24 protein-coding genes are annotated in these 24417 nt (G+C 36.2%); 10 read left to right on the top strand and 14 right to left on the bottom strand.

Annotated elements, in window-relative coordinates; all coding sequences use genetic code 11:
• Positions 1-41 precede the first annotated feature (41 nt).
• The 4 genes from LC814_RS08460 to LC814_RS08445 all read right to left on the bottom strand — a co-directional run bounded on the left by LC814_RS08460 (position 42) and on the right by LC814_RS08445 (position 4743).
• On the bottom strand, positions 42-1583 hold the full coding sequence (locus tag LC814_RS08460; protein WP_226063504.1) for a glycine--tRNA ligase: 1542 nt from the start codon (positions 1581-1583) through the stop codon (positions 42-44).
• Positions 1584-1799: 216 nt separating this feature from the next.
• Positions 1800-2291: a hypothetical protein gene (locus tag LC814_RS08455; RefSeq protein ID WP_226063503.1), complete on the bottom strand. Its 492-nt coding sequence runs from the start codon at positions 2289-2291 to the stop codon at positions 1800-1802.
• Positions 2292-2352: 61 nt separating this feature from the next.
• Positions 2353-3039 (bottom strand): potassium channel family protein, encoded by a 687-nt coding sequence (locus LC814_RS08450; RefSeq protein ID WP_226063502.1) that lies wholly within the window; start codon positions 3037-3039, stop codon positions 2353-2355.
• A gap of 12 nt (positions 3040-3051) precedes the next feature.
• Positions 3052-4743, bottom strand: a complete 1692-nt coding sequence (locus LC814_RS08445) for a TrkH family potassium uptake protein (protein ID WP_226063501.1) — start codon at positions 4741-4743, stop codon at positions 3052-3054.
• 223 nt (positions 4744-4966) lie between these two features.
• Between LC814_RS08445 and LC814_RS08440 the strand changes: the two genes are divergently transcribed.
• Entirely contained in the window at positions 4967-5974 is a 1008-nt protein-coding gene (locus LC814_RS08440; protein WP_226063500.1) for a quinone-dependent dihydroorotate dehydrogenase, read from the top strand.
• A 178-nt stretch (positions 5975-6152) separates the two neighbouring features.
• On the opposite strand, the gene LC814_RS08435 is transcribed toward LC814_RS08440, so the two are convergent.
• Positions 6153-7397, bottom strand: coding sequence for a DUF445 domain-containing protein (locus LC814_RS08435; protein WP_226063499.1), 1245 nt, complete (start codon positions 7395-7397; stop codon positions 6153-6155).
• A gap of 175 nt (positions 7398-7572) precedes the next feature.
• Here LC814_RS08435 and msrB point away from each other — a divergent pair, with 175 nt between their 5' ends.
• Together msrB and LC814_RS08425 are read left to right on the top strand one after the other, a co-directional pair.
• Positions 7573-8031, top strand: coding sequence for a peptide-methionine (R)-S-oxide reductase MsrB (gene msrB / locus LC814_RS08430; protein WP_375373391.1), 459 nt, complete (start codon positions 7573-7575; stop codon positions 8029-8031).
• Between the two features lie 168 nt (positions 8032-8199).
• Positions 8200-8382: a CPXCG motif-containing cysteine-rich protein gene (locus LC814_RS08425; RefSeq protein WP_226063498.1), complete on the top strand. Its 183-nt coding sequence runs from the start codon at positions 8200-8202 to the stop codon at positions 8380-8382.
• Between the two features lie 198 nt (positions 8383-8580).
• On the opposite strand, the gene LC814_RS08420 is transcribed toward LC814_RS08425, so the two are convergent.
• The 3 genes from LC814_RS08420 to LC814_RS08410 all read right to left on the bottom strand — a co-directional run bounded on the left by LC814_RS08420 (position 8581) and on the right by LC814_RS08410 (position 12188).
• Complete coding sequence (locus LC814_RS08420; RefSeq protein WP_226063497.1) at positions 8581-9057, bottom strand: hypothetical protein; 477 nt, start codon at positions 9055-9057, stop codon at positions 8581-8583.
• Between the two features lie 33 nt (positions 9058-9090).
• Positions 9091-11748, bottom strand: coding sequence for a TonB-dependent receptor domain-containing protein (locus LC814_RS08415; RefSeq protein ID WP_226063496.1), 2658 nt, complete (start codon positions 11746-11748; stop codon positions 9091-9093).
• Positions 11749-11816: 68 nt separating this feature from the next.
• The gene (locus tag LC814_RS08410) at positions 11817-12188 is read right to left on the bottom strand and encodes a hypothetical protein (RefSeq protein WP_226063495.1); all 372 of its coding nucleotides are present in this window, start codon (positions 12186-12188) and stop codon (positions 11817-11819) included.
• 142 nt (positions 12189-12330) lie between these two features.
• Here LC814_RS08410 and LC814_RS08405 point away from each other — a divergent pair, with 142 nt between their 5' ends.
• Positions 12331-13095: a murein L,D-transpeptidase catalytic domain family protein gene (locus tag LC814_RS08405; RefSeq protein ID WP_226063494.1), complete on the top strand. Its 765-nt coding sequence runs from the start codon at positions 12331-12333 to the stop codon at positions 13093-13095.
• 48 nt (positions 13096-13143) lie between these two features.
• Here the strand turns inward: LC814_RS08405 and LC814_RS08400 are convergent, their stop codons facing one another.
• Positions 13144-13944: a GLPGLI family protein gene (locus LC814_RS08400; protein ID WP_226063493.1), complete on the bottom strand. Its 801-nt coding sequence runs from the start codon at positions 13942-13944 to the stop codon at positions 13144-13146.
• A gap of 146 nt (positions 13945-14090) precedes the next feature.
• Between LC814_RS08400 and LC814_RS08395 the strand changes: the two genes are divergently transcribed.
• From LC814_RS08395 to LC814_RS08370, 6 genes are all read left to right on the top strand, one after another.
• Positions 14091-14420 carry a HesB/IscA family protein gene (locus LC814_RS08395; RefSeq protein ID WP_226063492.1) on the top strand — a complete coding sequence of 110 codons (330 nt, stop codon included), beginning with the start codon at positions 14091-14093 and terminating at the stop codon, positions 14418-14420.
• 18 nt (positions 14421-14438) lie between these two features.
• On the top strand, positions 14439-15890 hold the full coding sequence (gene sufB / locus LC814_RS08390; protein ID WP_226063491.1) for a Fe-S cluster assembly protein SufB: 1452 nt from the start codon (positions 14439-14441) through the stop codon (positions 15888-15890).
• Positions 15891-16014: 124 nt separating this feature from the next.
• On the top strand, positions 16015-16758 hold the full coding sequence (sufC, locus tag LC814_RS08385; protein WP_226063490.1) for a Fe-S cluster assembly ATPase SufC: 744 nt from the start codon (positions 16015-16017) through the stop codon (positions 16756-16758).
• A 30-nt stretch (positions 16759-16788) separates the two neighbouring features.
• Positions 16789-17193 (top strand): four helix bundle protein, encoded by a 405-nt coding sequence (locus tag LC814_RS08380; RefSeq protein WP_226065792.1) that lies wholly within the window; start codon positions 16789-16791, stop codon positions 17191-17193.
• A gap of 51 nt (positions 17194-17244) precedes the next feature.
• A complete protein-coding gene (sufD, locus tag LC814_RS08375) occupies positions 17245-18564 on the top strand; it encodes a Fe-S cluster assembly protein SufD (protein ID WP_226063489.1) in 1320 nt (439 codons plus the stop codon).
• Between the two features lie 435 nt (positions 18565-18999).
• Positions 19000-19521: a hypothetical protein gene (locus LC814_RS08370; protein WP_226063488.1), complete on the top strand. Its 522-nt coding sequence runs from the start codon at positions 19000-19002 to the stop codon at positions 19519-19521.
• On the opposite strand, the gene LC814_RS08365 is transcribed toward LC814_RS08370, so the two are convergent.
• The 5 genes from LC814_RS08365 to prfA all read right to left on the bottom strand — a co-directional run bounded on the left by LC814_RS08365 (position 19501) and on the right by prfA (position 24176).
• Positions 19501-20124 carry a hypothetical protein gene (locus tag LC814_RS08365; protein ID WP_226063487.1) on the bottom strand — a complete coding sequence of 208 codons (624 nt, stop codon included), beginning with the start codon at positions 20122-20124 and terminating at the stop codon, positions 19501-19503. The two genes, LC814_RS08370 and LC814_RS08365, sit on opposite strands and share 21 nt — an antisense overlap.
• 17 nt (positions 20125-20141) lie before the next feature.
• Entirely contained in the window at positions 20142-22259 is a 2118-nt protein-coding gene (scpA, locus tag LC814_RS08360) for a methylmalonyl-CoA mutase (RefSeq protein ID WP_226063486.1), read from the bottom strand.
• Between the two features lie 105 nt (positions 22260-22364).
• Positions 22365-22664: a hypothetical protein gene (locus LC814_RS08355; RefSeq protein ID WP_226063485.1), complete on the bottom strand. Its 300-nt coding sequence runs from the start codon at positions 22662-22664 to the stop codon at positions 22365-22367.
• A gap of 102 nt (positions 22665-22766) precedes the next feature.
• The gene (locus LC814_RS08350; RefSeq protein ID WP_226063484.1) at positions 22767-23036 is read right to left on the bottom strand and encodes a hypothetical protein; all 270 of its coding nucleotides are present in this window, start codon (positions 23034-23036) and stop codon (positions 22767-22769) included.
• A gap of 51 nt (positions 23037-23087) precedes the next feature.
• Positions 23088-24176 (bottom strand): peptide chain release factor 1, encoded by a 1089-nt coding sequence (gene prfA, locus LC814_RS08345; protein ID WP_226063483.1) that lies wholly within the window; start codon positions 24174-24176, stop codon positions 23088-23090.
• Between the last annotated feature and the right edge of the window lie 241 nt (positions 24177-24417).

The following is a 24417-nucleotide window of genomic DNA, read 5'->3' as shown; positions in this document are numbered from 1 at the left end:
GATTTCTCCGGAACTTTTCATAAAAAATATTTTTTGTAATCTTAAATTTTAGAAAGTAAATTTCTAAAATTCGTTTTCTCGTCGATGATTCTGCGCAAATCTGCAACTGCAACTCTTTCTTGTTTCATGGTATCTCGATCTCTTAAAGTCACGGTGTTGTCGGTCAAAGAATCGTGATCGATCGTAATACAGAAAGGCGTTCCGATTGCATCCTGACGTCTGTACCGTTTTCCAATACTGTCTTTATCTTCGTAAATCATGTTGAAATCATACTTCAAATCATTGAAGATTTTTTCCCCATATTCTCCTAAACCGTCTTTTTTCATTAAAGGTAAAATCGCCGCTTTTACCGGAGCCAAAGCTGGAGGTAATGAAAGAACAGTTCTTTCGGAACCATCTTCTAAGACTTCATCTTTCAAGCAGTTAGAGAAAATTGCTAGAAATAATCGGTCTAAACCAACCGAAGTTTCTACCACATAAGGAACATAATTTTCATTTCTTTCCGCGTCGAAATACTGTAATTTTCGTCCGGAATGTTTTTCGTGTGCACTTAAATCGAAATCGGTTCTGGAATGAATTCCTTCTAATTCTTTAAATCCAAATGGGAACTTAAACTCAATATCAGCCGCAGCATTTGCGTAATGCGCCAGTTTTTCGTGATCGTGGAATTTATAATTTTCTGCACCTAAACCTAAAGCCAAATGCCAGTTCAAACGTTTCTCTTTCCAAGTTTCATAGAAACCCAATTCCGTTCCCGGAGGTACAAAATACTGCATTTCCATCTGTTCGAATTCCCGCATTCTGAAAATAAACTGTCTCGCAACAATCTCATTTCTAAAGGCTTTCCCGATTTGAGCAATTCCAAAAGGTAATTTCAGACGGGACGTTTTTTGAACATTTAAAAAGTTTACAAAAATTCCCTGCGCGGTTTCCGGTCTCAAATATAAATCAGTCGCCGAATCTGCAGAAGCGCCCAATTTAGTTCCGAACATTAAGTTAAATTGACGAACATCTGTCCAGTTCTTAGAGCCGGTATCAGGATCAGCAATTTCCAACTCTTCAATCAAAGCTTTCACATCGGCAAGATCTTCTTTTTCAAGAGATTGCGCCATTCGGGAAAGAATTGTTTTCTGCTTTTCTCTATATTCTAAAACACGTGGATTCGTACTTTCAAATTCATTTTTATCAAAAGCTTCCCCAAATCTCTTCGCTGCTTTATCTATTTCTTTTTGTGCTTTATCTTCGATTTTTGCACAGTAATCTTCAATTAAAACATCGGCTCTGAAACGTTTTTTCGAATCTTTATTGTCAATCAAAGGATCATTAAATGCATCAACGTGACCAGAAGCTTTCCAAATGGTTGGATGCATGAAAATCGCCGTATCAATTCCCACAATGTTGTCATTCAGCTGCACCATTGCTTTCCACCAATATTGTTTGATGTTATTTTTCAGTTCCGCTCCATTTTGTCCATAATCGTAAATCGCCGAAAGTCCGTCATAAATCTCACTGGATGGAAAAATAAAACCATACTCTTTCGCGTGCGAAATCAATTTTTTGAAAACATCTTCTTGTTTAGCCATCGTCTTTTGAATTTGTGCAAAAATAGGGAATTTTATTGTGATTTTTAGGAGCTGAATCCTGCTCTCCACTGTATCTTTTGCTTCACTCCGTTACGCAAAAGGATGTCGTTGCGATCAGGGCTAGTTACGACCAGGATATAAAGAAGGGTCTATTTTAAAAAAGGAAAAGACGGAAAGTAATTTCCGCCTATTTTAATATATAATTTAAAAAACTATTTAAAAATGATAACTCAAAGCCAAACCATTTCCCGCACTTTCTAATTTGAAATACGGTTGAAAAGCTGTTGGTTCGCTGTTTTCAGCTTCAATCGCTTTGTCAAAGTTTTTCTTCGCACCCAAATAAAACGGAATCGAAGCCAGAGCAATTCCGGCACTTACTCCAAAAACGGTCCATCTCGCACTATTGTCCGTTTTAACACTGCTTGAACCATAGGGAGTATTAAATGTTTGCTCTTTTGGAGATCCGATGATCATCCCTAAACTAAAACCCATTCCGAAACCGCCAATTGAGGAAATAACGTCGCCAGCTGTTTTATTGGTTCTTCCTTTTTTAAAAAAGTCACTTGCGATAGGATTTGCGAATACTTTTTGGTATTGCGAAAATTTATAAGACTGCCCGTCTTTTACCAATTTGTTACCGGACAAACTTACTTGAGAAAAGATAATTTGAAAACAAAATAGCAATCCAAATAATAGAATTTTTTTCATAGAATTTTTTTTGCTAAAATAGATTTTTTTTTGATTACAAGCGTCGTTTTTTATGATGAATTTAATTCTGTTTAATAAAACCGTTGATATCATTATTTTCCCCATAAATAACCAAGATGTCTGCACTTTCTAAAACGGTATCAGTAGTTACAACGCCTTGTATCTGATTTATCCGCTTTACTTTTCCGAACAAGTTTTTATCGGCGATTTTTTTAATAATTGTAACACAAACCAGGTTATAATTATTTCTAAATCCAACTTCTTCAATGGTTTTTCCAATGAGTTTATCAGGAATGGCAATCTCCGCAATACTATAATTGATACTGAGTTCAAAGGAATCTACCATTCCTTTAAGTGATAATTTTTTCGCCCATCGTTCCGCACTTTCATCCTCGGGGTGAATAATCGTTTCCACGTCCATGGCTTCTAAAATGGTTTCATGAATTGGGGTAATGGCACGACTGATAATGCGGTTCGGATGTAATTTTTTCACCATCGCTGTAGCCATAATATTTGCCCCAGTGTCTTCGCCGATGGCGATAATTACAATATCGGTATCTTTCCAAGGAAGTCCAGACATCGTAAATTCATCGGTTGCATTCAGGCAAATCGCATAAGATATTTTTTCTTTTACGGCTTCAACTTTAGAAATGCTATTATCCACACCGATCACTTCGTTGCCTAATTTTGTTAATTTTTCCGCGAGAGAAAGTCCAAAATTCCCTAAACCGATGACTATATATTTCATGTTTTCATTAATTTAATTGATTAAAATTTCTTCTTTCGGATATTGGTAATTGTAGTATTTCTCTCTTTTCATCATGGCGATTAATAAAGAAAACATACTTACTCTACCAATAAACATCATCGCAATAATGATGGTTTTACCAGCAGGAGAAAGTGTCGGTGTAACATTTATACTTTGACCAACCGTGGAGTAGGCCGAAAATGCTTCAAATGATAAAGTCATTAAATCTTTATCGGGTTCTACAATAACAAGCAGGAAAATCCCAATTCCTAAAACGATTAAGGAGAGTGCAATAATTGCAAAAGATCTTCTGATAGAATGTTCTCCAATTTCCCGACGAAATATTTCTGTCCTTTTTTTTCCTTTTGCAAGACTGATGATATTTAAAGTGGCTATCGCAAAAGTACTGGTTTTAATACCACCACCGGTGGAAGCGGGTGAAGCACCAATCCACATTAAAAAGATACAAATCATCAAGGTTGGCGCGGAAATCAAATTTACATCGATCGTATTAAATCCTGCCGTTCGATTGTTTGCTGAGATGAAAAAAGCTTCGATCCATGCGCCAAAAGTGGAGTGATCTTTTAAAGCTCCATCATATTCTAACATATAAATCGACAAGGTCCCGAAAATAAGTAAAATAGCTGTTGTAGCTAAAATTATTCGGGAATTTAAATTGATCACCCAAGGAGTATGGTGAAATTTTTCTCTGGTTAAAAGAGAACGAAAGAAGTTTTTGAGGAGATGTTTTACGTATTTGTACACATTATAAACAATCGGAAATCCTAGCCCGCCGAAAATAAACAAAGATGCTACTGTAAAATGCAGACCGTAATTAAATTCGTAACCAGGTTCATATAAATTGCCGCTTAGTGTAGAAAATCCAGCATTACAAAACGCAGAAATTGCGTGAAATACAGAAAAGAAGATTCCTTTATTAACTGAATTATCCAGCAAAGATAAATCTAGAGTTGAATAGATGAAAATCGCACCTAGCGCTTCTACAAAAACGGTGATGATTATAATTCTTTTCAGTGTATTAAAAACTTCTCCTAATTTATCAGAACTCGTCATTTCGCCCAGGCTAATCTGGTTTTCGTAAGACGCACCGCCACGAAAGAAATAACTGAAATAACTCGCAAAAGTCATGATTCCAAGTCCTCCTATTTGAATGAGTGAAATGATAATAATTTTGCCAAACAATGTAAAATCTTTTGAAGTATCTAAAACAATTAATCCTGTAACACATACCGCACTGGTAGCGGTGAAAAGCGCATCTAAAGGTTTAATTCCGTTAACCGTCGCATTTGGCATCATGAGCAGCGCGGTTCCAAATAAAATAATAGCAAGAAAACTCAATATAAAAAGCTGCGCTGGATTAATGTAGGTTCTTTTAAAATTAATATTTAAACTTGAAAAATCCCGAACAAAACAAAGTACAATCACAACATATAGCAGTCGAAGATTAAAAAACTGAAAAGTACGGGTTGCAGAAAAATTATATTCAAAACGTGCCAGATAATACACCAAAATCAAAATCGTTACTATAATCTCTAACGGCCAAATCTTTTTGGTAGCAGGGCTTTTCTTATAAATATTATAATATAAAATATTGATAAGGGTAAGTAAAAAGCTGAAATCGTAGAAATAAATTATTTGACTGCGAAACAGAAATTCATCGTAGAAACCCGCGGTGACAATCATTATTGATACCGCGAAAAGACTCGTATAAAAAGAAAAGAGGTTTAGGTTTTTATTCCACATGGATCAAAAGTAAGCGATAAAAGATTTTTTGCAATTTAATTACTACGAATGTAAATAAATTTCAAAATAAAACGCCTAAAAAAGCTTTTTATTAAGAGAAATTCTAGAAAGCTTTTCGGCCTCCATCCTAATTTGCTTATTTTTGTGTCCAACTTTTATTTCCATGTATAAATCCCTAATTCGTCCGATTTTATTCAAATTTGATCCTGAAGAAGTTCATTATTTTACTTTTTCATTATTAAAGAATTTCCCTTTTTTAACAAAGAATTTCCTTCCCAAACCTCTCGAAGATAAAAGATTGGAAAGAGAGGTTTTCGGTTTGAAATTTAAAAATCCTGTCGGTTTAGCCGCAGGTTTTGATAAGGATGCGAAAATGTTCGACGAACTATCTAATTTAGGTTTTGGCTTTATAGAAATCGGAACATTAACGCCGAAAGCGCAAGACGGAAATCCTAAAAAAAGATTATTCCGCTTAAAAGAAGATTCTGCAATTATCAACCGAATGGGATTTAATAATGGCGGAGTTGATGCCGCGGTAGAACGTTTGAAGAAAAATAAAAATGTTTTGATCGGGGGAAATATCGGTAAAAATAAAGTGACTCCGAATGAAGACGCTGTTAATGATTACATCATCTGTTTTGAAAAACTGTTCGATCATGTTGATTATTTTGTGGTCAATGTCAGTTCGCCAAATACTCCAAATCTGCGTGAACTTCAGGATAAAGAACCATTAACAAAACTGCTGGGAACTTTGCAAGAACTAAATTTGACAAAGAAAAAACCGAAACCAATTCTATTAAAAATTGCACCTGATTTAACGGACACTCAACTTTTAGATATTATTGATATTGTAAAAGAAACCCAAATTGCTGGCGTCATCGCGACAAACACAACACTTTCGCGAGAAAATTTAAATTCAGAAAACAAAAAAGAAACAGGTGGACTTTCTGGGAAACCGTTAACCAAACGTTCCACAGAAGTCATTCGCTTTCTGGCGGAAAAGAGTGGAAAAGCTTTTCCAATTATCGGTATTGGTGGAATTCATTCTGCCGAGGATGCTATAGAAAAATTAGAAGCGGGCGCAAGTTTAATACAATTGTATACAGGATTTATTTATGAAGGACCGGAATTGATTCGGGAGATTAATAAGAAGATATTGGAAAGTTTGTAGTCAGAAGTCAGAAGTTAGAAGTCGGGCGACGGAAGTGTGGAGTTCGTAATGCAGGAAGTAATTATTACAATATTAATAATTATATCATGCCAGGAAGCCTTTCAATTAATGAATCAGATTGTTGCACTTAAAAACAGTTTGCAGTAATTTTCCGACTCCCGACCTCCGACTTCCGGCTCTAAATAAAAAACTCAGTCACCGTATAAATAATTAAACCTACCAAGCCGCCAACTAAAGTTCCGTTGACACGAATAAACTGCAAATCTTTTCCAACTTCAAGTTCCATTTTTTCGCTCAGTTGTTTTCCTTCCCAATTTCCGACGGTAGAGCTTATTAATCCGCCAAATTGATGCGTATTTTTCAGAATATATTTATAAGCGGTGACACGAACCCAATGGTCAATTTTGTTTTGAAACTTTTCATCGGTTTTTAAGTTCTCGGAAAGTTCAGCCAGATTTTTCTGAATATAGTTCTTTAAGCCAGAATTTTCTTCCTCTAATTCCTTAGAAAGAGATTTCTTGATAGAATTCCAAATATCGGTGGAATATTGGGTGATTTTTTCAGAGGTCAGGAAATCATTTTTAATGTTCCGAAATTCCTCAACCCATTTTTCTTCGGTCTTAATTTCGGCAGAAAAATCATACAATTTCTTTGTAATTTCATTTCGTAGAGAATGACTTTCGTTCAATTCAACTTCTTCAAAATATTTTGATAGACCTTTCGTTATTTTATCGGCAATACCATCATCTACAAATTTGGGAACGAGAAAAAAACTTTCACTTTTTACACGATCTTTAACAAGTTGCTGATTGTTGATGACATATTCTTTAATCTGTTTGGATAGATTGGTGATAAACCGTTGATGGTCTTTTTTATCCAAAACATATTCCAGTCCATTGCCAATGATGAGGTTAATTTTTACATCATTTGTCATTTCTTTGGCTTTTTTACCAATAAAGTTCACGACTTCAGTATCGTCTAATTTATTCAGAATGTCTAATACGATATTAGAAACTTCTTTCATCAGATTTTCCTGATTGCGTTCTTTGGAAAGCCAATCGCCCACGAAATGCGAAATTTTTATTTTTTGAATGTATGGACGAATATTTTGAGGCGATAGAAAATTATCAACTACGAAATTCCCTAGATTATCGCCGATGCGCTCTTTACTGTTTTCAATTAAATTGGTGTGTGGAATTTTTATTCCGAGTGGGTAATTAAAAAGTGCGGTCACCGCAAACCAATCTGCCAACGCACCAACCATTGCTGCTTCTGAGAAAGCACGGATGTAACCAATCCAATGTGCGGGATTTTCTTTTGCTAAAATGGTCGTAATGACGAAGATGACTGCCATCAAAACGAAAAGTCCTGTGGCAAACATTTTGTACTTCCTTAATTGCGCTTTTTTCTCTATATCATTCATTGTTTCAAATGTACTAAATTTGATTCGCAATTTTTTTTAATCATACTATTTTACCTAAATTTTAGTTTTAAAGCTTATGAAATATATTCTTTTTATTCTATTCTGCATCTCTTTGCAGATGTGTTCTCAAGTTAAACAACCCGAAATACCTCAATCGACTAAAACATCAACCTCTATGGAAAACACTACAACCCCAAAAGAAAATCCTTATTATTCCAGAACCGACCGTACGAAACTAAATGTCCCAAATTCCGAATGGAAAAAAATTCTGTCCCCAGAAGTTTACGCCGTTTCGCGGGAAGCTGACACTGAAAGACCTGGAACCGGGAAATATAACCAGTTTGATCAGTTGGGAGAATATTATTGCGTAGTATGCGGAAATCATTTGTTCCGTTCAGATTCAAAATTCTCTTCAACCTGTGGTTGGCCAAGTTTTTTTGAAGCTGATAAAGAAGGAGTTTCTTATAAAAGAGATTCAACCTACGGCATGGAAAGAACAGAAGTTCTTTGTAAACGTTGTGACTCACATTTGGGACATGTTTTCAATGATGGTCCACCACCGACTGGAACGCGATTCTGTATGAATTCAGTAAGTTTGGAATTTGTACCAGATCAGGCAGTAGCCACAAAATAAGGATCACATTACGAAAATATTAATTGCTCAAAGATGAATGATCATTTGAGCAATTTTTATTTATATTTTGTGAAAGTTTCCTAACTTACAAAGTTGTGTAGTCCTTATCAAATCATTTTACAAAGCTTATCTGTAAATTAGAAATTTATAATAATAAACTAGTAGACCATGTTAGAACACTTTTTTACTTGTCCCTACTGTTGGGAGGAAATATCTGCCCTTTTAGACCCTTCCATTTCTAATCAGACCTATATCGAAGACTGCGAAGTTTGTTGCAACCCCATAGAATTGCAGGTAAGTTTTGATAATGAAGAATTAACGGGATTTGAAGCCAGAGATATTGAGCAATAGATTTTTACAAAACAGATATAAAGGTCTGGGAAATTATCACTTTATGTTGGTATTTTTTGAAAAACTTTAAAGGAAACCAAGATATAAGCTATAATTCCGAGTTAATTAATGAATACATGAAGATTGATATTATAGCTCGAAAATAAAAAAAAATGCAGCAATTATACCGCTGCATTTTTTATGTCATATTTCTAAATATTAAGTCAAAGGTGCACCGACCTGCAAATCACAACGGTGATGTGGTTCGCCGTGCGCAGGATTAAATGCAGGTTTTGCTCCGCTAACCTGTGAAGGCGCTGCTGACGTAGAAACTCCCGGTGTAATTGGTGATGTATTAAAACCTGGAGCAACTGTTGTTTGAGGAGAAAGCACTTGAGGTGCGGCACTTTGTGGCGCGCTGTCAATCGGTGCTCCTACCTGGATATCGCAACGGTGATATGGCTGCCCATGTTCTGGATTCAATGCGGGTTTTGCATCAGAAGCTACTGTGGTGCCGTCAACTTCAGAATTTAAAGTAGCGTCGTCAAGCGTTGTATTTGCAGTCAAAGTATCAACGACGCTCATTGCATCATTTTGCGGTGCTGTCGCCGAATTAGTTTGTTGGGTTGCGGGAGCGTTTTTATCACATGAATAAAAAAGTGCAGCGCTGGCTATGATTAAGGGTATTATTCGCATATTTTCTATTTTTATCAAAAGTAGGGAATTTAATTAAAATTTAAAATCCAAACCTACATATACATTCGCGGGCATAATTGGCGCGTAAATCATTCCTGCATCAAAATAACTTCCGAAAGGATTTTGCACATCTATAATTGGATTGTTCTGGGTATAACTTGTCAAGTTCTCCCCACCAATATATGCACGAATTTTTTTATTAAAGTTTCGTGAAATTTGAGCGTTTAGTGTTGCGTAGCTCGCAGAAAACTCCGGAATTCTATACGCCGCTGGATTAGAATCAAGGTTTGGTAATTTCTGTTGACCAACCAACTGTAAGGTTGCATCAATATTCCAGAAAGCATCTTTTTCATTTTTATCTGTAGAGTAGGAAGCGTTAAAAAATCCACGGTTTTTTGCCATAAACGGAACCTGTCTTTTACCACCCGCGAAATCTGCCTGTACATCGTAGTATTTGTACGCGAGTCTTATTTCTAAATTTCTGGCTGGTGTGAAATCAAGCTGCGTTTGAAAACTGTTTGCAAAGGAATTTCCTTCTAGGTTGTAAAAAACAATTTTCTGCGGTGAAATGTCTAAATCTGTAAGCACTTGATTCTGAAAATCTGTTCTGAAGAAATCGGCAACTAAGGATGCTTTTCTGTTAAATAATTTAAATTCCTGCTGAACACTTGCGCCGTAATTCCAGGCAATTTCAGGTTTTAAATCATAGATTTTTCCACCATTTCCTAAGATTTCAATTTGTCGGTTAGAAGCAAAATACTGCTGACTTTCCGCAAAAATATTAGCCGTTCTGAAACCTCTTCCGGCTGATAGGCGTAGAATTGTCTGCGGCGAAAGATCATATTTAAAGTTAAGTCTTGGGGTAAACTGCGTGCCAGCTAAATTGTGGAAATCTGTTCTCGCACCCGCAACCAAAGTATATTTCAAGCCCGTAAGCGTATATTCGAAAAATAATCCAGGAACCGTTTCTGTTCTTTGATAATTTTGCGTTAAATAATGTTCATCAAACTGGTCATATAGAAAACTCGCACCGGTTTTAAATTTGTTGTTGGAATTGCCAATAATACTTTCAAAAACCAGATTAGAGTAAAAAGTATTCTGTTTGCCCCAGTAATTTCTTTTTCCAAAAAAACTATCTTGTTGATGGGTTGTAAATTGGTTCATCCAACCAATACTTTGGTAGGGTTTATCTTTAAAAATATAACCAGTTTTATTCCAGATTTCAAAACGGGAAAGATCAATCCCAACGCCGTAAGCGTTTTGCTGAGAACGGTCTATTTTTTTATTAAAATCGGTTTGTCCTCCAAAACGTTCATCTTTCACAAAACTAATTCCGAAATGGGTTCCCCATCCAGAATTTTCTAAATCATTATAATTTAGCAAATAAGCGGCGTTAATTTGATTACCGGTTGGCTGATCGAGAAAACCATCGTCATTAGAGTCAATTTTGCCTATGGTTGCATTGCCATGAAGTAATACAGACTGATTCCATTTTTCGTTTAATTGCGTGGTCGAAGTGATGTTTGTTTCTAACCTTCCATTAGCATCTGCAAAAACATTGAGGGCAGTTTCGGGTTTTTCATTAAATTTTAAAAGTTCGGTATTAATTTGACCGGTAATACTTTCATAACCGTTGACGACGGTACTGCCACCTTTAGTTAACTGAATTCCCCCAATCCATCGTCCCGGAATTAAATTTAAACCATAAGGCGCCGCCAATCCACGAATGGATGGCAAAAGTTCTTTAGTCAACGATGTATATTTCTGATCTAAACCAAGCATTTTCAACTGCTTCGTTCCGGTTACTGCATTGCTGAAAGAAACATCGACGGTTGCATTGGTTTCGAAACTTTCAGATAAATTACAGCAAGCAGCTTTGAGCAATTCTTTGGTTCCTATATTAAAGGTCAATCCCGTTTCTTTTTTACTTAATGCAGTAGCATCAGCGAGTTTAACAACGCGAACTTCCTCCAGCGATTTTTGAAAATGATCTTCATAATTGCTGAAATCTTTTTTAGGTTTTGGCGAATCGGAATGTACGCCACTTCCTTTAACGCCGAGCGCCACGTCACGGTCATAAAGGCAACAACCTGGCAATTTTTTATACATATTATCTGTCGCGGAGAATTTCTCGTTATCGTGTCCGACATCTGCAATTTTTTTCAGAATGACATCAGCGGAAGTTTGTGCAGGATCAAATTCTAGAGAAACTTTTTGTGTTTCTGCATTCCAAAATGCTTCCGTTGCGCCTGCATCTTTTGCGGCAGTTTCAATTCTGGCTTTACACATGTCACAATTTCCGCGCACAAAATATTCCTCGTTAGGTTCCTCGGTTTTAGTTTCTGCGGACAAGAAAGAAGGACTTCTTTCATAATGACAGCATCCGGGAAGTTTTTCATAAACTTCGGCAGAAGCAGTATATTTTTCATTATCGTGACCGACGTCAGCAATATTTTTTAAGATTAAATCTGCGGAAGTTTTTGTGGGATCAAATTCTAATTCTAATTTTTGAGATTCTGCATTCCAAACCGCTGTAGTGGCGCCGGATTTTTGAGCAGCAGTTTCAATTCTTTCCTTACACATATCGCATTCTCCTTTGACCATAAAAGTTGATTTTGTAATGGTTTGAGCGAATATAAATGACGAGAATAGAAGAGAAAATACGAAGAGACTTTTTAATAAAGTTTTCATTTTTTAAAGTAAATTAATTAACAGAAAGATTTACCAAAAGAACGATCCTTTGGTTGTAAATGAAGGTGTTAACTAATTTTAGGCGGTTGCCAGATGTTCTGAATAGCTGATGAAAAGTAGGAAGTGCTGTAATCGAAATTGCTTTTTGGCACAAACAAATTCTTCTCCGTAGAATTTTTAAATTCCGGTGAAAGAAAATTCATTACAAAATTTACAGTGCAAGACTTACAATCGTTGCAATCATTTCCGCAATCTTCTTTTTTAGGATCTTTTGTCGTTTTCGAATGACAGTTAGATGGTTTTTTGGAAGAGCAACAGTCTTTGCTATCTGCTTTCTGCTCGCAATGTTCGACAGGACTTTGGGCAAACACCATTTGTGTGGGCAAGGTAAAAATACCCAATCCCAAAACAATAAAAAGTATTTTCAAAGTCTTCAACATGATTTTGCAAAATTACATAAATAATATTAATCGTAAAGAATCATGTTAAATCTTCTTAATTAAAGTTAAAAAAAAATGATTCAAGATCCTGATAGTTAATTAATTGTATTTTTGCCGCTTCAATTAATTAAATTTATATCATATGCAGAAAGTTCTTTTATCCTTACTAACTGTTCTCTTTTTGAGTACTTCGTTCTACAAGATCGAGAGTAATAAGGAAAAACAAACACCCGAAATTCTAAAAACGAACCCTCAAAATTTAATACCGAAAGCAAGTTTTAAAAATTCTGCAGCAGTAGCTGAGGAAATTTATAATTCGATATCATTCACCGACATGAGCACTCTAAAATCGGAAGTCTTTTCTAAAGCATATCTTGGATTTGAAAATTTAAAAAAAGAAGGTAAACTCAATCAAGATTCAAATTTACTAACCATTTGTGATTTTTCTCTTTCTTCCTCAGAAAAGCGTCTTTGGGTAATCGACGTAGCTGAAAAGAAGGTCCTCTATAACTCCTTAGTCGCACATGGAAAAAATACGGGTGAAGAATTCGCGCAAAATTTCTCTAATACTGAAAGTTCTTACCAAAGCAGCCTTGGGTTTTATATCACAGAAGGTTCCTATAATGGTTCAAATGGGTATTCTCTTAAACTTATCGGCATGGATAACGGATATAACGATGCCGCGTTTCAGCGTGCGATCGTTATGCATGGTGCAGATTATGTAAGTGAAAACTTTATAAAAAGTCAGAAGCGCCTGGGCAGAAGTTGGGGATGTCCGGCGGTACCACGAGAATTGGCAAAACCAATCATCAATACTATTAAAGATAAGAATTGCCTTTTTATTTATTATCCCGATGAACAATATCTCTCGACTTCCAAGTGGCTAAAAGTTGACCAGAATTCCTAAATAAATACAAAAATCCCGCTTCAAATGAGAAGCGGGATTTTTATTGGTTTATTTTAATTCAATAGGATTGTTGTTTTTATTGAATTCTTCTTTTAGTCGATCTTCCATTCGCTTTCGCTGATTGGGATCCATTTGCATTCTCCACGGACCACCCCTACTCGTCAGCGCTGCGGTAGGATCTTTTCTAAACTGATTCTGTTGCTTTTCAAAGGCTGCTCGTTTCACGGTGATTGTAGAACCTCGTTGTGTAAAACTCGCAACTTCATTAATCTTTTTAGCTTCTTTCAAATCGAAACTGTAATCTCCTTGGGAATCCTCAACTTTAACGATTAATCCTGGAAGTCCAGAAAATTTATAAGGACCATCCTGAAAAGGAATTTCTGTAGTGAACCACGCATACCAAATTCTTCCTGCAAAATCAGTTTCTGCCTTCTGAGTTTTATAGTCTCCTATTTTAGAGGTTTCAGGGAGGATTTTCCAGTCCATGGGACGATCTTCTTCATAAGCATATTGGTCTCTTGCAATCTGTGATTTGAATATTTTCTTCCCGGTTTTATAATCTTTTTCTACGATAAAATCAATATTGCTTCTCAAGGCCTGCCTTTGGTCTTGACTGAAATTATAAATTCCAGTTTGGCGCATTCTAGCGAAAATAGAGTCTGTTTTTAAGCGATTCTCTGCATAGAAAATAGAATTCCCGGCCGAAACATCTAGGTTTGCAAGTTCCGATTTTTGTATGGTCTTATCCGTAGAGTCTGTCTTCATGGTTACCTGGTAAACAAAACGGTTGGCCTGGGCGAAGATTATTTGAGTTGCTAAACCCAAAAAAAGAAGTCCTAATTTTTTCATTTTCGAAATTTGATTTTTGATGCTTTTGGCTTGCAATAGTTAAATACACAAGTCTATAAGATGAATAGACAAATATACATGACCAAATTTGATTTTCATTTTATTATTAGTAATTTTGCAATCTAAAATGATTCTAAATAAAAACAATGATAAAAGTAAGCGATCACGCAAAAGAAAAAGCCATTCAGTTAATGACTGAAGAAGGTTTTAAACCTTTTGAGGATTATATAAGAGTCGGCGTAAAAAGTGGCGGTTGTTCAGGATTAGAATATGTTCTAAAATTTGATAACGAAAAGGCCGATTCAGACCAGGTTTTCGAGGATAATGGGATTAAAATTATTATCGATAAAAAATCAATTCTCTATCTCGCAGGCACTGTCTTAGAATACTCTGGAGGTTTGAATGGAAAGGGATTTATATTTAATAATCCCAATGCAAATAGAACTTGCGGTTGCGGTGAGAGTTTCTCACTGTAAAATTTTTAATTTTTTAAAATGGCTACAAAATATACAGAAGACGATCTTAGGGTCGATCTTGAAAATCAAAAATACGAATACGGCTTTACCACGGATATTGAATACGACGACTTTCCTAATGGTTTATCAGAAGAAATCATAAGAATGATTTCGGCTAAAAAAGAAGAACCGGAATGGATGACCGAATGGCGTTTGGAATCGTACAGAATCTGGCTGAAAATGGAAGAGCCTGATTGGGCCAATGTTACTTACGAAAAGCCTGACTTTCAATCAATTCGTTATTATTCGGCACCAACCGTAAAACCAGAATTGGCAAGTCTAGATGAGGTGGATCCAGAATTATTGAAGACCTTTGCTAAATTGGGAATTAATATCGAGGAGCAGAAAAGACTTTCAGGAGTCGCAATGGATATCGTAATCGATTCAGTTTCTGTAAAAACTACGTTCCAAAAAACGTTAAAAGATAAAGGAATTATTTTCTGTGCCATTTCTGAAGCAATCAGAGATTATCCGGAACTGGTTCGTAAATATATTGGTAAAGTTGTTCCCAGAGGAGATAACTACTATGCCGCTTTAAACTCAGCCGTGTTTTCAGACGGAAGTTTCTGCTACATTCCAAAAGGCATTAAATGTCCGATGGAACTTTCAACATACTTTAGAATAAACAAATCAGGAAGTGGACAGTTTGAAAGAACTTTACTCATTGCTGATGAAGGAAGTTATGTATCGTACTTAGAAGGCTGTACTGCGCCGGCAAGAGATGAAAATCAATTGCATGCTGCTGTGGTAGAATTGTTTGCTATGGATAATGCTGAAATTAAATACTCAACTGTACAAAACTGGTATCCTGGAGATTCAGAAGGTAAGGGTGGAGTTTTCAATTTCGTAACAAAAAGAGGAATTTGTGAGAAAAACGCAAAAATCTCATGGACACAAGTTGAAACTGGTTCAGCCGTAACTTGGAAATATCCAAGCTGTATTTTGAAAGGTGATAATTCAGTTGGAGAATTTTACTCTATCGCGGTAACTAATCATCATCAATATGCTGATACCGGAACTAAGATGATTCACATCGGAAAGAATACAAAATCAACGATTATTTCTAAAGGAATCTCCGCTGGAAAATCAAACAACTCTTATAGAGGATTAGTGAAAATGATGCCTTCTGCAAAAGGAGCGCGTAACTTTTCACAATGTGATTCTTTATTAATGGGTAATGAATGTGGTGCACATACTTTCCCGTATATCGAAGTTAAAAATCCGACGGCACAATTAGAGCACGAAGCAACTACTTCTAAAATTGGTGAAGATCAAATCTTTTATTGTAACCAAAGAGGAATCAGTACAGAAAAAGCAATTGCATTGATTGTCAACGGTTTCGGAAAAGAAGTATTGAATAAATTACCAATGGAATTTGCCATCGAAGCACAGAAATTATTAGAAATATCTCTAGAAGGAAGTGTTGGATAAAATGGATTGTTCCATTTAAACATTCATTTCAAAACTTCTTTTTTTAAAGAATTTATATATCATAACAGTAAAAAAAACAGGAAGTAATTAACTTTTAATTTATCTAATTACCTCATTTCATATTATGTTAAAAATTAACAACTTACACGCTAGAATCCAAGACGGAGCAGAGATCTTAAAAGGGATCAACCTACAAATAAATCCAGGTGAAGTTCACGCCATCATGGGACCAAACGGAGCCGGAAAATCAACTCTTGCTTCTGTGATCGCAGGAAAAGAAGAATACGAAGTAACTGATGGTGAAATCCTTTTCGAAGGAAAAGACATCGTTGAAGATGCTCCCGAAGAAAGAGCACATGAAGGAATTTTCCTTTCGTTCCAGTATCCGGTAGAGATTCCCGGAGTTACCGTAACTAACTTTATCAAAGCAGCCATCAACGAAAACCGAAAAGCAAAAGGTCTAGAAAATATGTCGGCAAAAGAAATGTTGGCTTTGGTTAAAGAAAATTCGGAAAAATTAAACATTAAAAGAGAGTTTCTGAACCGTTCATTAAACGAAGGATTTTCTGGAGGTGAGAAAAAACGAAATGAAATCTTCCAGATGATGATGTTGAATCCCAAGTTGGCGATTCTTGATGAAACCGATTCAGGATTAGATATTGACGCTTTGAGAATTGTTGCAGATGGAGTAAATTCTTTCAGAAAAGAAGGAAACGCTGTTTTGTTAATCACTCACTACCAGAGACTTTTAGATTATATCGAGCCAGATTTTGTACATGTTTTAGCCGACGGAAAAATCATCAAAACCGGTGATAAATCGCTTGCTTTAGAATTGGAAGACAAAGGATACGATTGGCTACTTAATTAATTTGAAATTTGATGTTTGAAATTTGATATTATGCCAACGATAAAAAACTTCGAAGATTTAGAAATTTGGCAAAAATCAAGAATACTTTGTCAAAATATAGACAAGCATTGTCTTAAAAATAACAAATTTCAAAAACATGATCAAAATCAAATCGATCGCTCTTCTGCTTCTGTGATGGATAATATTGCTGAAGGTTTTGAAAGGGAAGGAAACAAAGAATTTGCGAATTTTCTTACTATGTCGAAAGGTTCTGCAGGAGAAGTTCGTTCTCAATTAATTAGAGCATTTGATCGAAATTATTTAGACGAAAGTACTTTTTTAATGCTTAAGGATGAAGCAGTCAATATGTCAAAGATGCTATCAGGATTTATTAATTATCTGAAAAATTCGGAACATAAAGGGAATAAATTTAATAGGAATAAAGAAAATGAATGATGTTTGAGCATAAAAATTTCAAATGTCAAACTTCAAATATCAAATATAATAATGGCTCTATTAGAAAATATACAAAACAACCACGCTGCTTTTTTAGACACGCTTCAACACCGTTTTCTGGATGAGACTCGAAATGCTGCCTTGAAAAAGTTTTTTCATTTCGGCTTTCCAACTAAAAAAGACGAGGAATATAAATACACGAACTTAAGAGAAATCACCGAGAGGAATTATAATTTCTTCCCGAAAGAAGCGCATACGATTTCGAAAGAACAGATTGCAGAACTGCATTTGGGCGAAGAAAATTTTGACTGGATTGTCTTTATTAATGGACAGTTACACAAAGAATTATCAAAAATTTCAATTGAAAATGTAGAACTTCTTTCTTTTAATTATGCTCTAAATGATCCAAAACATAAAGATGTTTTCGAACATTATTTCAATACGCTCGCTGATCAAAATTTAGCGTTCACCAATTTGAATACGGCTTATTGCAAGATGGGATTTTTCTTGAAAGTTCCAAAAAATGTCGTGATTGAAAAACCAATTCACGTGTTCTACATCTCTCAAAATCAAGACGAAAACACATTCTATAATACCCGTAATCTACTGATTGCAGAAGAAGGTGCTAAGATTGAAGTGATTGAAAGTCATCATAACTTCGATGAAACTTACGTGTTCACCAATTCAGTTACTGAAATTTTCACTTACCAAAATGCAAAAGCAGATTGGCATAAAGTGCAAAATGACAGCAACACGTCTTATATGATGGATCACACTTTTGCAAAACAGGAGCGTGACAGTTTAACGACGGTCAACACGTTTTCGTTCGGTGGAAAATTGGTGCGTAACAACTTAGATTTTATTCATAACGGCGAGAATATCAACTCGTTCATGAACGGAATCACGATTATCGACGACGAACAACTGGTCGATCATCATACCGCAGTTCACCACAAAACGCCAAATTGCGAGAGTTACCAAAACTACAAAGGAATTTACAAAGGCAAATCTCACGGGGTTTTCAACGGTAAAGTTTATGTAGATAAAATCGCTCAGAAAACCAATGCTTATCAGCAAAATAACAATATTTTGCTCGACGAAGGAGCCTCGATTGACAGCAAGCCGCAATTGGAGATTTTCGCAGATGATGTGAAATGTTCGCACGGTTGTACGGTTGGTCAGTTGAATGAAGACGCTTTGTTTTACCTTCGCGCCCGTGGAATTTCCAAGAAAGAAGCGCAGGCAATGTTATTGTTCGCCTTCGCAAATGATGCCATGGAAAATATCGATATTGAACCACTTCGAGTTAAAATCTCCAAACTTCTGGCAGAAAAATTGGAAGTAGATATGGAGTTTGAAGATATATTTTAGGGCGACAAATTTGACTACGTCGAAAGTTAATTTTTTATTTTTTTTGGCGACTTTTCCGCCGGAGTTTATCCTGAGCTTGTCGAAGGATTCCCGCTTTTTTAATTGCTGACTTCGACAAGCTCAGCCACCAATTAAAAAGAGCTCCACTCAAGTCGGGTCGCAACTGGGAATGAAAAACAACATTTGGTTATAAAACCAAATCAATAAAAGAAACGGGCTGAAGCCCGTTTTTTTTTGTTTGAAACAAAATTCAGCCTAATCCAAACCTGTATTTCTTTACACGATAAAAGTGTGTTATAAACTCGTGCCTTTGCTAAGTGAAACGCCTTTGCGACCGTAATTTTTTCACAGTGTATTTGTAATTCCTTTGCGTCTTTGCGTGAAAATAAATTTACTATAAATATTGATTGTACCAAAAACTCATATCTTTAAAATATGAATCTAAAACATATCAAAGACCATCTAAACGCCTACAAAGAACACGACCAAATTTTCGATGCCGCGCATTTTCTCATTGAAACTTTTGGATTAGAGAGTGAAAACTTCGCAGGTTTCGGTTTTCGTCCGGAATTAGAGCCGAACAAAATGCTATTAACCACTGATGGAGCACTGGGTGAAAAACAAATGGTCATGATTCCCCGAAACCTTTTTGATTTCGATCTGAATTTGGTTGCAAACATGGTTGCGCACGAAATGTTACATGTTCGGCAAAAAGCCCCGGAAACCTTAGTAGAAGATAAAAACGAAAGAGAGTTTCAGGCCTATTACGAAATGCTTTTCCATCAAGAATTTCCGCTCGTTCCCGAGGTTTCAGATTTCCATAAAAAATTCTTCGGTGAAAAAGCTTTGGAATATTATAAGAGAATGGGTGAGGATTCTGAATTGCAAAAGAAATATTTAGATCCGACAGTTGAAGTTGAGAACTTAATTAATTCATTAACTCACCCACTGATCTAGTGTTTGAATGACTTTCCATTTCCCATTAATTTTTTTAAAAATAGCTGTACTCCCTCCTCCTTCCAGTGGTCCGCACGACATTGAAGTAATCACAATGCAGATATCCTTCTCTTTATTGAAATAAGGGATTGAATATGATCTTATACATTTGTTACCAAATTCTCTTCTGAATTGCATCCAATAATCGTCAGCTGACTTATAGTTCTCTCGGATTTTATATAATTTCTCTTCATTAATAAAATCAACTTTGGAGATTATTCTAGCTGTATCTAAAACAAAATTCGAATTCGTTTTTAATTGAATTTTGATATGTTTTAAATCTTCCTTGCTAAAGATGCCATCTTCAGGTAAATAGATAGTTCCACTAGAACTTGCAGGAGGTGGAGGTTCGTCGTAATTGGTAACTTTTACTTTGAAGGCTATGTCAGAAGGTTTTAAAATTTTATATAAATAACTATTAGCATCTCTGAAGACTTTGTCATTTACAATATCTTCATCAATCAGTTGATTTAAAACTTCATATTTTAAATCTAGAGTCTCATCCTTTTTCTTGCAGGAAAAAAGTAGAAATATTAAAATTAAAAAGATTGTACTTCTTATCAACAGTTGAGGAATTGAAGTTATTTCAGAAATCCTTCCAAAATCTCACATGCAGATTTCGGTAAATTGGTTCCTGGACCAAAAATATAATGAGCTCCATTTTCATAAAGAAACTCATAATCCTGTTTTGGAATCACGCCACCAACTACAATCGTAATGTCATCTGCACCGAGTTTCTTCAATTCGGCAACTACTTGCGGTACCAAAAATTTATGTCCGGCCGCTAAAGAAGAAACGCCCAAAATGTGAATGTCATTTTCTACGGCTTGTTTCGCCACTTCTTCTGGGGTTTGAAATAACGGAGCAACGTCAACATCAAATCCCATATCTGCAAAGGCTGTTGCGACTACTTTTGCACCACGATCGTGACCATCTTGTCCCATTTTAACGACCATGATTCTTGGTCTTCTTCCCTCGAGCTCTTCAAATTTTTCAGTTAAAGCAAGTGCTTTCGGGAAATATTCATTTTTGCTTGCATTCATGGCGTAAACTCCTTGTATGGTTCTGATATTGGCTTTGTACCTTCCGAAACTTTCTTCCATTGCGTCGCTCATTTCTCCAAGTGTCACTCTTCTGCGAGCAGCTTCAATGCAGATTTCTAAAAGATTTCCTTCTCCGGATTTTGCGAATTCTTTTAGTTTTTCTAAAATTTCTGTAACCGCTTCCGGATTTCTTTCGCTTTTAATTTGATGTAATCTTTCGATTTGTTTACGTCGAACTTCAGAATTATCGATATCTAAAATATCCAACTCCATTTGTTTTTGAGTCGATTTGAAAGAATTAACTCCAATAATGAATTCTTCGCCACTATCGATTTTTGCTTGCTTTTTTGCCGCAGCTTCTTCGATTCTCATTTTCGGAATTCCGGCTTCAATGGCTTTTGTCATTCCGCCTTCTTTTTCTACTTCATCGATGAATTTCATGGCTTCATCAATCATTTGCTGCGTCAGACTTTCTACCAGATGACTTCCGCCCATTGGATCGACCACATCACAGATGCCACTTTCCTGCTGTAAAATAATCTGGGTATTTCTGGCAATTTTCGCGGAGTAATCGGTCGGTAAAGCAATGGCTTCATCCAAAGCATTGGTATGTAAAGATTGCGTTCCACCCAAAGCTGCAGATAATGCTTCGATGGTCGTCCTTGTAATATTGTTAAAAGGTTCCTGCTCGGTTAAGCTCCAGCCTGAAGTTTGAGAATGCGTTCTTAAAGCAAGTGATTTCGGATTTTGAGGATTAAATGGAGTCAGGAGATTTGCCCAAATATATCGCGCTGCCCGCATTTTAGCAATTTCCATAAAATGGTTCATTCCAACTGCCCAGAAAAAAGATAATCTTGGTGCAAAATCATCAATTTTCATTCCGGCTTTCATTCCGGTTCGTACATATTCTAAACCATCTGCTAAAGTATATGCCATTTCCAAGACGGGCGTCGCTCCAGCTTCCTGCATGTGATATCCGGAAATTGAAATCGAATTAAATTTCGGAATATTTTGGGCTGTATATTCGAAAATATCAGCAATAATTTTCATGGATGGAGTTGGTGGATAAATGTAAGTATTCCGAACCATGAATTCTTTTAAAATATCGTTCTGAATCGTGCCTGAAAGCTTTTCCTGAGAAACTCCCTGTTCTTCTGCAGCCACAATATAAAAAGCCAAAACGGGTAAAACGGCGCCGTTCATCGTCATAGAAACCGAGATTTCATCTAATGGAATTTCATTAAATAAAATCTTCATGTCTTCCACAGAATCAATTGCTACTCCGGCTTTTCCAACATCACCTTCAACTCTCGGATGATCAGAATCATAACCGCGGTGTGTTGCCAAATCGAAGGCAACCGACAGCCCTTTTTGTCCCGCTGCTAAATTTCTTCTGTAAAATGCGTTTGATTCTTCAGCGGTAGAAAATCCGGCATACTGACGAATCGTCCAGGGTTTTTGAACATACATTGTTGAATACGGTCCTCGTAAATAGGGCGCAACGCCGGCAGAATACTGTTTTTCTGTGAGGACTTTTGAATCGTTTTCGGTATAAGAAGATTTCATTTCCAAACCGTCTTTTTCAAAAAAGTAGGGAAGTGTCGCTTCCGATTTTAAGGAAAAGTCAGGATTTGTATTTTGGATTTTTTGACGCATTTTACTTGGCTTTATAGCAAGTAAAGTTACAAAATTCCACCATCGAGGAAAACTGAAAATAACATACTATAAAAAAACCTTACAATTAAATTGTAAGGCCCTATTTTATTTGGTTTCAGATTCTGTTCTGCTCGTTTTCCGTTGCACTTTTACTTTGTCATCGGCTTTATTAATTTCTTCTTTGATGTTCTCGCCTGTCGTTTCTAATGCATCGCCTGTTTGCTTTGCGGCTACCTCTATTTTGTTGCCAACCTTTTCTGCGGTAGAGTCTATTCTTTCTCTATCTAGACCCACGGTTTCTACGGTAGTTCGGTCACCATCATCATCGATCGTTGTAGTGACTTTTTTTTCACACGCCGTAAGAACGAGTGAAAGGATAAAACATCCAATAATTAATTTTTTCATAATTGTAAATTTTGTGCGCTTGTCAAATATATAAAAATTGAAGATGTAAAAATAAAAACCCTGCAATTATTATTGCAGGGTCTCAATAAACGATACGTTTACTTATTTTGTGATATCACCATCGCCATCTGTAGCGTCTTTGGCAGCATCTTTAACAGCATTTGCGCCCTCTTCGATAGCATTACCTGTAGCATCAATGGCGTTGCCAGTTGCATTATCAACAGAATCAGTGATTGGCATTGAATCATTATCTACGATAATAACTGATGCAGTTGTATCCATGTCTGAATCTGTATTTACAGTTTCTGTTTTTTTACAAGATGTTAAAGCTAGAAATCCAACAGCTCCAAGAATAAAAATTGACTTTTTCATAAGACGTTTGTTTTAAAATTTTTGCTAATATATTAAAATATTATTATAGTACTAATAATTTTCTTCTTCTCCTTTCATTTTCTCCGCATTTTCTGCCATAATAACGGCATCGATCATTTCCTGAATATCTCCATTCATATACGCATCAAGGTTGTACATCGATTTATTGATGCGGTGATCAGTAACTCTTCCCTGCGAATAGTTATAAGTCTTGATTTTTGCCGAACGGTCACCTGTGGAAACCATTGATTTTCTTTGAGCAGCAACGTCACCCACGGCTTTTTGCAATTCGATGTCGTATAATTTGGTTCGAAGCATTTCCATGGCTAATTCACGGTTTGCCAACTGGGAACGTGCCTGCTGACAAACAACCACCATTCCGGACGGTTTATGTGTTAACTGTACTTTTGTTTCTACTTTATTTACATTTTGCCCACCAGCACCTCCAGAACGTGATGTTTGCATTTCGATGTCTGCAGGATTTAATTCAAAATCCACTTCTTCAGCTTCTGGTAAAACTGCGACGGTAATTGCTGAAGTATGAACTCGGCCTTGAGATTCTGTTTCTGGAACACGTTGAACGCGATGAACACCAGATTCAAATTTCATAATGCCATAAATGCCATCATTTCCTTCTACTTTTATAATCAATTCTTTATAACCTTTTGAAGCTTCGCTGGAGTCTGTAATTTCGTGTTTCCAACCTTTTGATTTGAAATACATGGCGTAGGCGCGATAAACGTCTTCCACAAAAATTGCGGCTTCATCTCCGCCAGTTCCTGCACGAAGTTCGACAATCACGTTTTTATCATCGGTTGGATCTTTCGGGATTAGAAGAACTTTTAATTCTTCTTCTAAGCCGGGGATTTTGTCGAGCATTTCATATTTCTCCAGTTTTGCCATTTCTACAAACTCCTTATCAGAACCGTCGGCGATAATTTCGTCGGATTCTTGGATGGTATTTAGAGCTTGCATATACTGATCGAAAACGGCAACTATTTTTCCCAAATCGCTGTATTCTTTATTCAAGGTAGAATATTTCTTCTGATCAGAAATGATATCTGGCTGAATAATGAGATCTGCGACTTCATTATAGCGTTGTTTGATGGCTTCGAGTTTTGGTATGAGAGACTTTGACATTTCTGAAATTTTGTGTGTGCAAAGATAAAGAAAAATGAGGCAAGTGAAAAGTAGGATTTCTCCTGTGGAAAGATAAAATATAAGAGGTTTTAGCCCCGATCGCAGTGAAAATCCCGGACCCGCCCTGGCGGGGAGGAATTGTAACGAAGAGCGGGTTTGAATGTGAAAGAAATGTGGAATGAGTTGCTCCTCCTATTTAAACAACGCACAAAAAAAATCAGCTTCTAAATAAATAGAAACT

Origin of the sequence: Kaistella polysaccharea, from assembly GCF_020410745.1 — a bacterium.
Lineage (GTDB): Bacteria > Bacteroidota > Bacteroidia > Flavobacteriales > Weeksellaceae > Kaistella > Kaistella polysaccharea.
The sequence above is the reverse complement of the archived record's forward strand: the minus strand, read 5'-3'. Positions and strand labels throughout refer to the sequence as shown.